At 72.0% G+C, this 12709-nt stretch carries 7 protein-coding genes and 3 pseudogenes; 3 read left to right on the top strand and 7 right to left on the bottom strand.

The window, feature by feature from the left end:
• The first annotated feature begins 310 nt into the window (after positions 1-310).
• A pseudogene (locus tag ACH4TP_RS30095) lies at positions 311-965 on the top strand (transposase family protein).
• Positions 966-1033: 68 nt separating this feature from the next.
• Positions 1034-2443, top strand: coding sequence for an IS701 family transposase (locus ACH4TP_RS30090; RefSeq protein WP_398439671.1), 1410 nt, complete (start codon positions 1034-1036; stop codon positions 2441-2443).
• Positions 2444-2472: 29 nt separating this feature from the next.
• On the opposite strand, the gene ACH4TP_RS30085 is transcribed toward ACH4TP_RS30090, so the two are convergent.
• The 7 genes and pseudogenes from ACH4TP_RS30085 to ACH4TP_RS30055 all read right to left on the bottom strand — a co-directional run.
• Positions 2473-3102: an MBL fold metallo-hydrolase gene (locus ACH4TP_RS30085; protein ID WP_398439670.1), complete on the bottom strand. Its 630-nt coding sequence runs from the start codon at positions 3100-3102 to the stop codon at positions 2473-2475.
• The gene (locus ACH4TP_RS30080) at positions 3102-4187 is read right to left on the bottom strand and encodes an S-(hydroxymethyl)mycothiol dehydrogenase (RefSeq protein WP_398439669.1); all 1086 of its coding nucleotides are present in this window, start codon (positions 4185-4187) and stop codon (positions 3102-3104) included. The genes ACH4TP_RS30085 and ACH4TP_RS30080 overlap by 1 nt, the downstream gene beginning before the upstream one ends.
• A 193-nt stretch (positions 4188-4380) precedes the next feature.
• Positions 4381-5712 carry a M1 family metallopeptidase gene (locus ACH4TP_RS30075; RefSeq protein ID WP_398439668.1) on the bottom strand — a complete coding sequence of 444 codons (1332 nt, stop codon included), beginning with the start codon at positions 5710-5712 and terminating at the stop codon, positions 4381-4383.
• Between the two features lie 44 nt (positions 5713-5756).
• Positions 5757-9665 (bottom strand): Pls/PosA family non-ribosomal peptide synthetase, encoded by a 3909-nt coding sequence (locus ACH4TP_RS30070; RefSeq protein ID WP_398439667.1) that lies wholly within the window; start codon positions 9663-9665, stop codon positions 5757-5759.
• Positions 9666-9928: 263 nt separating this feature from the next.
• Positions 9929-10615 (bottom strand): FadR/GntR family transcriptional regulator, encoded by a 687-nt coding sequence (locus ACH4TP_RS30065; protein ID WP_398439666.1) that lies wholly within the window; start codon positions 10613-10615, stop codon positions 9929-9931.
• 39 nt (positions 10616-10654) lie between these two features.
• Positions 10655-11272: pseudogene (locus tag ACH4TP_RS30060) on the bottom strand (amidohydrolase family protein); the annotation flags it as partial.
• Positions 11273-11345: 73 nt separating this feature from the next.
• Positions 11346-11393 (bottom strand): annotated as a pseudogene (locus ACH4TP_RS30055) (hypothetical protein); the annotation flags it as partial.
• A 256-nt stretch (positions 11394-11649) separates the two neighbouring features.
• Here ACH4TP_RS30055 and ACH4TP_RS30050 point away from each other — a divergent pair.
• A complete protein-coding gene (locus ACH4TP_RS30050; protein WP_398439665.1) occupies positions 11650-12708 on the top strand; it encodes an SDR family NAD(P)-dependent oxidoreductase in 1059 nt (352 codons plus the stop codon).
• Position 12709: the final 1 nt, after the last annotated feature.

Genomic DNA, 12709 nt, shown 5'->3' with positions numbered 1-12709 from the left:
CTCTACCGGGGCACGGGCGGCGCGGGCGCGCCGTTCGCCACCCGGACCAAGATCGGCAGCGGCTGGAACACGTACGACCGCCTGTTCTGACGGGGACGGTGGGCCCCAGGATTCCCATCCCGGGGCCGCCATCCGCGTAAACGGCAATCATGTTCCTACTCCGAGACCAGAGAACGCAGAGAGCGCGTTCCGGGGCATCAAGGATGTCCTGACGCCAAGCGCACAGCGAAACTGTTTCCTCCTGGCTCTGAGGGGCTATCCGGCCTGGTCACCTGAGGTGGTGATGTGGCAAAACCCCGGGTCGTTGGCGGTGTTGATTCCACTCGACACTGCCGACAGCCCGGGGGCTCTGTTGGTTCCGTATCCTTCCAATGCTCGATGTCCCGTACGAGCTGGTCGAGCGCGTCTCCTGGCTCATCTACGCCCGAAGTCCTGAACCGAACTGGCCGTGGAGACGGCTCGGCTGCTTCAAGCAGGCCCTCCTCTCACTGGCCCGCCTTCGCAAGAACGAGACGTTCGCCCAGCTCGCGAACGGGTTCGGCGTCTCGACCGCCACGGCCTGGCGCTACGTCGACGAGCCCCTGGACGTCCTCGCAGCGTGGGCGCCGGGCCTGCACGAGGCCCTGACCAGACTGGGCAAGGACGACTTCGTCATCATCGCCGGCACCCTCATCCCCATCGACCGCACCGCCACCGACGGCGAACCGTGCTACTCGCAGGAACACCGCAAGCACGGGATGAACGTGCGGGTCATCACCCGTACCGATGGCACACCGTTGCAGCTCTCCCGCGCGACACCCGGTCGCACTCACGACCTGACCGCGCGTGCTCACAGTCGTCGTCAGTTCAACAGGAATCGTGCTCAGTTCCGGGCACCTGGCGAACACGCCTTCGCGCTGCTGAAGTCCTGGCGAATCATCCGGCGAGCCAGATGTTCCGCTTGCCGTATCGGCACCATCGTCTAGCGGTGGTTTGTTGACATGGGGTCAGGTCGGCAGTATCGGTGAAGAGATAGTTCTTCGGGGGTGTTGCCATGACCGCGCGTGTTCCGTGTCCGCCGGCTCCCGGGCCCGTCGAGGGGTATGCGGCCAGGTTCGACGACCTCTTCAGCTCGTTGGCCCAGCGTCGAGGATTCCGCGAGTACCTGACCGGTCTGTTGCTGCCGCGGGACCGGAACAAGACGCTCACGGCCCTGGCCGGGGCCGAGCCGGTGGTCGGGGCTCAGCATCCGGCGGTGCAGCGGCTGCAGTTCTTCCTCTCGGAGTCGACCTGGAAATATGAGCAGGTCAACGCCCGCCGGCTTGAGCGGTTGCTATCCGATCCGGCCACCGCACCGCACGGCCAAGGCGTGCTGGTGATCGACGATTCCGGGGACCGCAAGGACGGCACTGCGACCGCCCACATCGGGCGGCAGTGGCTGGGCCGACTCGGCAAGACGGACAACGGCGTCGTCACGGTGACCACACTGTGGGCGGATGAGCGTCTCTACTATCCGCTGCACGCCAGGCCCTACACCCCGGCCCACCACTTCCCGAGGAAACGCAACGACCCCGACTTCCGTACCAAGCCGCAGCTCGCCACCGACCTCGCCGGCCAGGCCCACCAGGCCGGGTTCCCGTTCCGGGCGGTGGTGGCGGACTGCGGCTACGGCGACCACGACGAGTTCCGGCACACCCTGCGCGAGGCCGGCCTGCCATTCGTCATGGCCCTCAAGCCCCGCCGAGGCACTTGGGCCCACCGGGACGAAGCGCACACCCCGGTCGACGCCGCCCGCGCCCTGACCTGGGCAGACCCCGAGCACCCCGGCGATTGGACGGCGATCGTCCGCACCTTCCGCGACGGGCACACCGAGACCTGGTGGGCCGCCGACGCCCGCCTGGGAGGCTGGGGCCCAGACGGATTCACGCGCCTGGTTGTGGCCACCGCCGACCCCACCACCCTGCCGGACAAGGCCACCTGGTACCTGGCCACCGACCTGCCCCGGCCCGGCTCGCCCCGCACCGCCGACAGCCCGCACCAGCCGGCCGATCTGGCCGAACTCGTCCGCCTCTACGGCCTGCGGCACTGGATCGAGCAGAGCTACAAACAGATCAAGGACGAGCTCGGCTGGGCCGACTTCCAGGTCCGCTCCGACATCGCGATCCGTCGCCACCAGACCCTCGTGAACTGCGCCTTCTCGTTCTGCTGGGACGCCTGGTTCGCCGATGAGACCCAAGCGCAGGACCAGGCCCAGCCACCCGAGACCGCCGACGGAACAGAGAGGGGGCACAACCACGTCCCACCAGCCCCAACCGGTCAGCTGGCCCAAGACAATCCGCGCGATCCGAGCCTGGCTCGGCCCCTGGCACACCCTTCAACGCTGCTGGAACGCCTGGTCGAACACGCCCCCACCACCCGAACTGCAAGCCATGCTCACCTCGTTAGCCAGCGGGCAAGCCCTTGATCTCTACTTACGGGTTTAACAAACCACCGCTAGTGGCCGCGCGCGATCCACTCGTCCAGGTGGGGCGCCTCGGCGCCGATCGTCGTCGGGTCGCCGTGCCCCGTACGCACCACCGTCGCCGCCGGCAGGCTCAGCAGCCGGTCCCGGATGGAGTCGATGATCGTCGGGAAGTGGGAGAACGACCGGCCGGTCGCGCCGGGCCCTCCGGCGAACAGCGTGTCCCCGGAGAAGAGCGTGTCGAGGCCCGGCGCGTACAGGCAGACCGCTCCCGGTGCGTGTCCCGGTGTGTGCAGCACGGTGAGCTCGGCGCCCGCCACCGACAGCACCTGGCCGTCGGTCAGTCCGCCGTCCGGCGACCGCTCGGGGTGGGTCTGCTTCCACAGCGGGAGGTCGTCCGCGTGGAGCAGGATCGGCGCGCCGGTCCGGTCGGCGAGTTCGGGGGCGGCGTCGATGTGGTCGTTGTGCGCGTGGGTGCACACGATGGCGCGCAGGGTGCGTCCGCCGAGGGCCCGGACGATCGCCTCGGCGTCGTGCGCCGCGTCGATGACGATCGCCTCGGTGTCGTCGCCCACGATCCACACGTTGTTGTCGACGTCCCAGGTGCCGCCGTCCAGCGCGAACGTCCCCGAGGTGACGAGGCGTTCGACACGGGCCGCCATCAGAGGACCACCACCGAGCGCAGCACGTCGCCGTGGTGCATCCGCTCGAAGGCCTTCTCGACCTCGTCCAGCGCGATGGTCTCCGTGACGAAGGCGTCCAGGTCGAGGCGGCCCTGGAGGTAGAGGTCGACGAGCATCGGGAAGTCGCGGGACGGCAGGCAGTCGCCGTACCAGGAGGACTTCAGCGCGCCGCCGCGGCCGAAGACGTCGATCAGCGGCAGCTCCAGCTTCATCTCCGGCGTGGGCACACCGACCAGGACGACCGTGCCGGCGAGGTCGCGGGCGTAGAACGCCTGCTGGTACGTCTCCGGGCGGCCCACGGCCTCGATGACGACGTCGGCGCCGAAGCCGCCGGTCAGCTCGCGGATCGCCTCGACCGCGTCGGCGGTAAGGGAGTTGACGGTGTGGGTGGCGCCCAGCCGGCCGGCGGTCGCCAGCTTGCGGTCGTCGATGTCGACCGCGATGACCTTCGCGGCGCCCGCCAGCTTCGCCCCGGCGACCGCCGCGGCCCCGACGCCACCGCAGCCGATGACGGCGACCGAGTCGCCGCGGCCGACGTTCCCGGTGTTGATCGCGGCGCCGATGCCGGCCATCACCCCGCAGCCGAGCAGGCCCACGGCGGCGGCCGACGCGGCCCGGTCGACCTTCGTGCACTGCCCTGCGGCGACGAGGGTCTTCTCGGCGAAGGCGCCGATGCCGAGGGCCGGGGAGAGCTCCGTGCCGTCGAGCAGGGTCATCTTCTGCTTGGCGTTGTGGGTGGCGAAGCAGTACCAGGGCCGTCCCCGCAGGCAGGCGCGGCACTGTCCGCACACCGCACGCCAGTTGAGGATGACGAAGTCGCCGGGCGCGACATCGGTGACGCCCTCCCCCACCGACTCCACGACGCCCGCGGCCTCGTGCCCCAGCAGGAAGGGGAAGTCGTCGTTGATGCCGCCCTCGCGATAGTGCAGATCGGTGTGGCAGACCCCGCAGGCTTCGATCTTCACCAGCGCCTCGCCCGGGCCGGGATCCGGCACGATGATCGTCTCCAGGCTGACGGGGGCGCCCTTGCCTCGCGCGACGACAGCACGAACCTGGTGCGTCATGACCACTCCTCGGCTGGTACGAGACCTGAGCAGACGTTGCTCATTACGACACGCATCTCACGTGCCGCAACAAAGCATGGTTGAGCGCCAACGGGAGGTCAAGGAGTCGACGCGCACCGCGCCACGCCGGACGCGGAGTCACCAGCCGTGCCGGACGGCCGGGGACGACGGGACGCCTCGGCGTTGACAGGCCCTAGATCGACGGGGCGGGCAGCGGGGGAAGGGAGGGCTCGTGGAGCCAGGACCTGAGCAGGCCGTCCAGCGGCTCGGTCGTGTAGCGGGCCGCATGGGCGGCGAAGCTCGCGGTGGTCACGATGCCGTGGCGGTTCACGCCGGCCCAGTCGCGCAGCATGCGGAAGAACGCCCCGTCGCCCAGCGCGCAGCGGACCGCGTGCACCGCGAGGCCCCCACGCTGGTAGAGCCGGTCGTCGAACATCAGCTTGCGGCCGGGGTCGGCAAGGACCAGGTCCTGCGACTGCGGGGCGAGCAACCGGTGCGCGGCGAGCGCCAGTTCCTGTGCGGTGCGGCCGCCGGAGCGCTCCGACCAGAGCCATTCGGCGTACTTCGCGAAGCCCTCGTTCAGCCAGATGTGCCGCCAGTCGGCGATGGTCACGCTGTTGCCGAACCACTGGTGAGCGAGCTCATGGGCGATGAGCCGCTCCGAACCCCGTACGCCGTCCACGTGGTTGGCGCCGAAGAGGGACAGTCCCTGGGCCTCCACCGGCACGTCCAGCTCCTCGTCGGCGACGACGACCGCGTACTCGCCCAGGGGGTAGGGGCCGAACAGTTCCTCGAAGAGCCGCATCATCGCGGGCTGCCGCGCGAAGTCCCGGGAGAAGTGCGGCAGCAGGTGCGCCGGTACGTGGGCGCTCTGCGGAACACCGCCGAGTCCGGGGTCGCCGAGCAGCACGGTCTGGTACATGCCGATGGACAGACCGACCAGGTAGCTGGAGGTCGGGGCGGTCTGCTCGTACACCCAGGTGGTCGTGGAGGACTTGGCCGTCCGGGTGAGGAGGCGGCCGCCGGCCACCACCGCGTACGCGGAAGGGGTGTTGACCGAGAGCAGGTAGGAGGCCTTGTCGGCGGGCCGGTCGTTGCACGGGTACCAGGAAGGCGCGCCGACCGGCTGGCTCGCGACGAGCGCGCCGTCGGTCAGTTCCTCCCAGCCGAGGCCGCCCCAGGGGCTGCGTACCGGCTTGGGGTTGCCCGACCAGTGCACCTCCACGGTGAAGGCGGCGCCGGCGGGAAGGGGCTTGGCCGGCCGGACGCGCAGTTTGCCGCCCCGGTGGCTGTAGTGGGGCGCCCGGCCGTCCACCTGGACCCGGCCGACCTTGAAGTCGGCCAGGTCCAGGGCGAACTCGGTGAGCTGCGCCCGGCCGACGATCGCGCTGATCCGGGCCGTCCCGGCCAGCCGGTTGGGGCCGGGACGGTAGTCCAGGGCGATCTCGTACCGGTGCACGCGGTACCGGGAATCGCCGTTGGCCGGAAAGTACGGGTCCGACACCGTTGTCCTCTGGCCGCTCACTGCCGCTTCCGCTCCCTGCGCTGTGCTCGTACGCCGCAGCCCCTTCAGGCCCGCCACGCCTCGATCGGATTGCCCAGCCAGCGGGTGTCGGCGGGGACGGATTCCCCGGCCATCACGAGAGAGGCCGGTCCCAGTGTGCTGCGGGCCCCGACCGTGCTTCCGGGCAGGACGATTCCGTTCGGACCCAGGGTGGCGCCCTCGCGGAGGACCACAGTATCCGTCCTCAAGATCCGGTCGTGGAAGAGATGCGTCTGCAACACACAGCCGCGGTTCACGGTGACGGCGTCGCCAAGGGCCACCAGGTCCGTCTCGGGAAGCCAGTAGCTCTCGCACCACACGCCCCGGCCGATCCGGGCCCCCAGACCACGCAGCCACAGGGTGAGGAGCGGGGTCCCCTGCACCGATCCGGCGAGCCAGGGCACGGCCAGGACCTCGACGAACGTGTCGGACAGTTCGTTGCGCCACACGAAGCCGCTCCACAGCGGGTGCTCCCCCGTCCGGTGCCGGCCCACAAGCAGCCATTTCGCGGCCACGGAGACCACCGCGGCGGTCGCCCCTGCGGCGAGCAGGACCGCTCCGGACAGCAGCGCGGCCCCCACGGCCCCGATCCCGCTCGTCGCGCTCAGGGCGCACAGCGCGGCCGCGGTCAGGACGGAGAGCGCGGCCGAGCAGAACACCGGGACGAGCCGGCACAGTTCCACCAGGCCCCGGGCCCACAGCAGGTGCGCGGGCGGGTCGTAGGTACGGCTCCGGTCCGCGTCGGCCGCGGATCGCGGCAGCTTGACCGGCGGCAGGCCCAGGTAGGAGCTGCCCTTCTTGGCCTTCTTCGGAGTGGCCGACAGGACGCCGACAAGCCCGTCGTCGGGCACGCTGCGGCCCGGCGCGGTCATTCCGGAGTTGCCGAGGAACGCCCGGCGCCCGATCTCGGAGTGTCCGATGCGGACCCAGCCTCCGCCCAGTTCACAAGGAGCGGTCAGGGTGTCGTCGGCGAGGAACGCGCCGTCGCCCACGGTCGTCAGGCTCGGGAGCGCGAGGACCGTGGACACCTCGGCGCCCCGGCCGATCCTCATGCCGAGCAGCCGTAGCCACACGGGGGTGACCAGCCCGGCGTACAGCGGGAACAGGGTCTCCCGGGAGAGGTCCATCAACTGCGTGACGGTCCAGGCCTGCCAGCCGACCCGGCTGTGCGTCGGGTGGGTCCCGGTCCGCAGCCCGAGGCTGAGCAGACGCACCGGGACGAGCAGGAGCAGCGCGTACGCGAACCCGAAGGCGAGCGCTCCCGGCACCACGGCCGTCAGCGCGCCGCGCAGGGCCTCGGCGAGCCCGGCGCCGGCGGGTACGAACCGGCTGACGACGAGCAGCGCCGGCAGGGCGGCGAGCACGGGCAGGAGGGTGAGGCAGAAGCCGCTCGCTCCGTACATGACGCGCCAGCGGAAGGCGCGCGGCGGGCGCTCCTTGGGCCAGTTCCGTTTGGCCCTGCCGAGCTTGACGGCGGGTACTCCGGCCCAGCGCTGACCGGTCGGGATCTGCCCGGTCACGGCGGAACCGGGAGCCACCTCGGCCCGCTTGCCGACCCGCGCGCCAGGGAAGAGCACGCTGCGGGTGCCGACGACCGCGCCCGCGCCGACCTTGACCGGGCCGATCTCCAGCCGGTCGCCGTCCAGCCAGTGCCCGGAGAGGTCCACCTCGGACTCCACGGCGCAGCCGCGTCCGAGCTTGAGCATGCCGGTCACGGGAGGCAGGGAGTGCAGGTCGACGTCGGGGCCGACCTTGGCTCCGAGGGCGCGTGCGTACCGTTCCAGCCAGGAACCGGTGAGGGAGGTCGCGCCGACCAGGTCGGCCAGTCGTTCGGCCGTCCACAGCCGCAGGTGCACGCTTCCGCCGCGCGGGTGGCGTCCCGGCTCGACCCCGCGCAGCAGGACGCGTGCGCCGCCCGCCGCGAGGGCCAGCCGGCCCGGCGGGCTGTGGAACAGGGCGGCGCCGGCGGCGACGAGCCACCACGAGGCGGTGGGCGCCCAGGGGTAGGCCCCGAACCGGTGCAGGACGTTGCCCAGGGCGAGGAGCGCCACCGTCCAGCGCAGTCCGACCAGGGTGAACAGCGGGAGCAGGAGCAGCGACTGCGTCACCTGGGACCGGAGCGGGACGGGGGCGACGGTCCGGGCCGCGCCGCCGTCGTGTACGGACTGCTCCAGGTGGCGGGCGAGCTCGCGCAGGGTGGGCCGCTGGTAGATGTCGACCACGGCCGCGCTCGGGTAGCGGGTGCGCAGCCGGGTGGTGAGCTGGGCGGCGGCGAGGCTGTTGCCGCCGATCGCGAAGAAGTCGTCGGCGGCACCGGTGACGGCCACGCCCAGGGTCTCGCTCCACTGCTCGGCGAGCCAGGCCTCGGTGCCGTAGAGCTGCTCGACGAGGCCGGTGGATTCCAGTTCGGGCAGGGGCCAGGGCAGCGCGTCGCGGTCCACCTTCCCGGAGGTACGGGTCGGCAGCTCGTCGACCGGTGCGAGGAGCGGCACGAGGGCCGCGGGCAGTTCGGCACGCAGCCGCTCGACCGCCGCGGGATGGTCCCATCCCTCCTGGGTGACGAGGTAGCCGACGAGGAGCTGGTTGCCGCTGCGCGCGGTGCGGACGGCGGCGGCCGCTCCGGCGACGCCGGGCAGGGCCTGGAGCGCGGCGTCCACCTCGCCCAGTTCGATGCGGCGGCCGCCGAGCTTGATCTGCTCGTCGCCGCGGCCGAGGAAGACGAGGCCCTCCGGCTCCGCGCGGACGAGGTCGCCGCTGCGGTAGGCGCGCTGCCAGCCGAGGGAGGCGAGCGGGGCGTACTTCTCGGCGTCCTTCGCGGGGTCGAGGTAGCGGGCCAGGCCGACGCCGCCGATCACGAGCTGGCCGCTGCCGCCCATGGGCACCGGCTCGCCGGACTCGTCGACGACGGCCAGTTCCCATCCGTTCAGCGGGAGACCGATGCGGATCGGTTCCTCACCGGTCAGGAGCGAGGCGCAGGCGACGACGGTGGCCTCGGTGGGACCGTACGTGTTCCAGACCTCGCGGCCCTCGGTCACCAGGCGCTGGGTCAGTTCGGGCGGGCAGGCCTCCCCGCCGAAGATCAGCAACCGGACCTCGCCCAGGTCCGCGGGGTCCCAGAGCGCGGCCAGGGTCGGCACGGTGGAGACCACCGTGATCTCCTGTTCCACCAGCCAGGGACCGAGGTCGGCACCGCTGCGCACCTGGGAGCGCGGGACGGGCACGAGGCAGGCGCCGTGGCGCCAGGCCAGCCACATCTCCTCGCAGGAGGCGTCGAACGCGACCGACAGTCCGGCCATGACCCGGTCGCCGGGTCCGATCGGTTCCTCGGTGAGGAAGAGCGCGGCCTCGGCGTCCACGAAGGCGGCGGCGCCGCGGTGGCCGACGGCGACGCCCTTGGGCATGCCGGTGGAGCCGGAGGTGAAGATGATCCACGCGTCGTGCTCGGGCCCGGGGCGGGCCGCGGGGGCGTGGCCGGGCGCGGGGTCCCCGGTGGTCTCGACGGACCGTCCGGCGCCGAGCACCGCGCGTACCCCGGCTTCGCCGAAGACCAACTCGGCCCGCTCGTCCGGGTCCTCGGCGTCGACCGGCACGTAGGCGGCGCCTGCGGCGAGCACGGCGAGGATGGCCACGTACAGGTCGTTGGTCCCGGAGGGCACGCGTACGCCGACCCGGTCACCGAGCCCGACCCCTGCCGCGGCGAGGGTGCGCCGCAGCCGCTCGACCTCGGCTGCCAGCGCGCGGTAGGTCAGCTGGGCGGAGCCGTCGTCGAGGGCGGGTTCGTCGGGGTACGCCAGGACGGTCGCATCGAGGATGTCGACGAGCGTACGGGGCGGGGCGGCGGGCCCGGCGGAGAACCGGGCCGCTTTGCCGGACTCTTCGTACGTCCCCCCGTCGTCGAGCAGAGTGAGTTCACCGCGCTCAGATGTGGCTGACATCGGCCCTCGCGTCTCGCTCCCGGAACGTCCGGGTCGCCGGTGGAGCCCGGGTCTGCCCAGGTTGTTCCGATCCGGCCGCCAAACAGCCCGTCAGTCTAGTGCGCCGACCGGGATTTCCTCGTCGAATCCCTTGCGCGTTGCCGAGGAAATCCGGTAATGCGGTGGCTCTCCGCGGGGTTCCGGCCAAAGCCCGGCGGTCTTCACCTGGGAACACCGCGCATCCGCTCCGGCGGCCGGGGCAGCGGGGCCGGCCAGTCCCTGGCTCACGGGCTCACGGTGCCGAGCGTCCCCCGCAGCCACTGTTCGACCTCCGCGACGTGTACCGTCGCCCACGCCTGGGCGACTTCGGGCTGCCGGGCCGCGACCGCCTCGTGGATCGCGCGATGCTGCTGCCGGGTCCGTTCCACCGCGCCCTCCTCCATCCGCCCGCGCCACAGGCGGGCGCGGGCGGTGGGGCCTGACATGCCTTCGAGGAGCGAGCAGAGCACGGCGTTGCCCGAGCCGGCGGCCAGCCTGCGGTGGAACTCCAGGTCGTTGTCGATCAGCGCCTCCAGGGACGGAGCGTGGTCGAGCCGGTCGAGGACCTCGCCGAGTGCGCTGATCTCCTCGTCCGGCATCGCGCGGGCGGCCATCGCGGCGGCGGCCGGTTCGAGGATCCGCCGGACCTCCAGGAACTGCACGACGGTGTCGTCCTGCTGGAGGTCCGCGACGAAGGTGAGCGCGTCGAGGAGCAGGTCGGGTTCCAGGCTCGTCACGTAGGTGCCGTCGCCCTGGCGGACGTCGAGGACCCGCATGAGCGAGAGGGCCTTCACCGCCTCGCGGAGCGAGTTGCGGGAGAGGCCGAGGCGCTCGGCGAGATCGGCCTCGCGCGGGAGGCGGGAGCCCGGCCGGAGTTCACCGCTGACGATCATGGCCCTGATCTTGTCGATCGCCTCGTCGGTGACTGGCACTCTCTCGCCTCTCTCGGGGTGTGGTCCGTGCAGGATAGGTCACGGCCGTACGGGCGGCCGCAGGCCGTAGACACCGGCCGCGTTGTCGTGGAAGACCGCGTCCTTCTCGGCGGCGCTCAGGCCGTCGGTGAGGCGGTCGGCGATCCGTACGACCTCGCCGTAGCCGGCCTGGATGGTGCAGACCGGCCAGTCCGATCCGAACAGCAGCCGCCCAGGGCCGAAGGCTTCCAGGACGGTGTCGGCGTAGGGGGCGAGGTCGCCGGTGGTCCATGTGCCGGGAGTGGCCTCGGTGACCAGCCCGGAGAGCTTGCAGACGGTGTTGGGCAGGGCCGCGAGACGGCGCACATCGGCGGCCCAGGGTTCGAGCGCGCCGCTGGCGATCGGCGGCTTGCCGAGGTGGTCCAGGACGAAGGTCAGGCCGGGGACCCAGGCCGCGACGGCGGTCGCGGCGGCCAACTGGTGCGGCTTCACGACGAGGTCGTAGGCCAGCCCCGCCTCGGCGACGGCGGTCAGGCCGCGCCGGACGTCCGGACGGAGCAGCCAGCCAGGGTCGGGCTCCTCCTGGACCTGGTGGCGGACGCCCACGAGACGGTCCCCGCCGGGTCCTTCGCGCAGGGCGTCGGGGACGTCGGCGGCGATCTGCTCGGCGTACACGACGCACAGGTGGTGGGTTGACCACGACGACGGTGTGCGGGTTGACGGCGGCGACGCGTCGCACGGGTTCGTCCTGGCGGCCCGGCAGCCGCAGGCTCGTGCGGTCGGAGCCCTCGCTCTCCACGGCTTCCGTCGTGGACAGGACCACGATCGCGGTGTCGGCCGCGCGGACCGGTCCTGTGCCAGGACCACCACCTCCGCGAGATCCCGCAGGCCCGGAGCGCGCACGACACGTTCTGGGACTTCGCTCGCGCGCTGTCGCGTCGAAAGGCCGGCGTGCCTTCGACGGAGGGGAGGTCCGCTCCCCGTCGCCGGTCCACCAGACCCACCATTACCGTCGGCTCCTGCATGGAACGGCTGAGACTGGTAACACGCGGCATATGAGGGTTCAGCGCGTACGACTGCCCGGAGCCGTGGTCGTGGTGACGGGTGCGTCCAGCGGGATCGGTCGGGCCACCGCGCTGGCCTTCGCCAAGCGTGGGGCGAGGGTCGTGCTGGCTGCCCGCAGCGTCGGGGCACTGGAGCGGGTGGCACGGCAGTGTGTCGACGCGCATCCCCGGGCAGAAGCCGCGTGGGCCTGTGCGGACGTCTCGGACGAGGGGGCCATGGCGCACGTGGCGCAGACGGCCGTCTCCCGGTTCGGCCGCATCGACGTCTGGGTGAACGCAGCCGGCATCGGCGTTCTCGGCACTGTCGAGCAGGTGCCGGTCGCCGACATGGGTCGCGTATGGGACGTGAACGTACTGGCCCCCGTGAGGGGCGCCCGCGCCGCGCTCCCGTACATGCGGGACCAGGGCCGTGGCGTGCTGATCACCATCTCCTCCGTCCTCGGAGGCGCCGTCCAGGCCCCGTACATGGGCGCCTACGCCGCCTCCAAGGCCGCCCTCGTCAGCCTGGACGAGACCCTGCGCCAGGAACTGGCCCTGACCGGAGGCCGGGGCATCGCCGTCTGCACCGTGCTGCCCGCCGGCGTCGACACCCCGTTCTACTCCCACATGGGCAACCACTCCCGGCGGCGCCTGAAGTCCCTGCCGCCGACAACCACCCCCGAGCGCGTGGCGCGCGTGGTCGTCCGTACCGCCGCGCGCCCTCGACGGCGGGTCCGGGTGGGACCGGGTGCCCGACTGCTGCCGTGGGCCCACACGGTCACTCCCGGGCTCGTGGAACGGGCCGTCGCCTTGCGCACCGAGCACGGCTACCTCGACGCCGCCGATACGGCACCGGTCACCACCGGCGTGTTGTACAGGGCGTGCGACGGCACCGCCTCGGTCCGCGGTGGGGCGCATGCCTCGCTGCGGACGTGGGGGCGCCGAGCCGCCACCGCCGTGATCGGGGCGGTGGGAGTCGTCGGTGCCCGCTCGGCGCTCCGTGTCGGGCCGGGCAGGCCGCCCACCACATCATTGCGAACCAGAGGTCTTCCGTTCCGGAGGAGGTCGTAGT

It is taken from the genome of Streptomyces sp. NPDC021012, from assembly GCF_044333355.1.
Classification (GTDB): domain Bacteria; phylum Actinomycetota; class Actinomycetes; order Streptomycetales; family Streptomycetaceae; genus Streptomyces.
Note: the sequence above shows the minus strand (reverse complement) of the source record. Positions and strands in the feature narration are given on the sequence as shown.

What these genes read in the sequence shown, in the direction of transcription:
- ACH4TP_RS30090 (WP_398439671.1), top strand. Translation starts at nt 1,034, where the DNA reads ATGACCGCGCGTGTTCCGTGTCCGCCGGCTCCCGGGCCCGTCGAGGGG.
- ACH4TP_RS30085 (WP_398439670.1), bottom strand. Translation starts at nt 3,102, where the DNA reads ATGGCGGCCCGTGTCGAACGCCTCGTCACCTCGGGGACGTTCGCGCTG.
- ACH4TP_RS30080 (WP_398439669.1), bottom strand. Translation starts at nt 4,187, where the DNA reads ATGACGCACCAGGTTCGTGCTGTCGTCGCGCGAGGCAAGGGCGCCCCC.
- ACH4TP_RS30070 (WP_398439667.1), bottom strand. Translation starts at nt 9,665, where the DNA reads ATGTCAGCCACATCTGAGCGCGGTGAACTCACTCTGCTCGACGACGGG.
- ACH4TP_RS30050 (WP_398439665.1), top strand. Translation starts at nt 11,650, where the DNA reads ATGAGGGTTCAGCGCGTACGACTGCCCGGAGCCGTGGTCGTGGTGACG.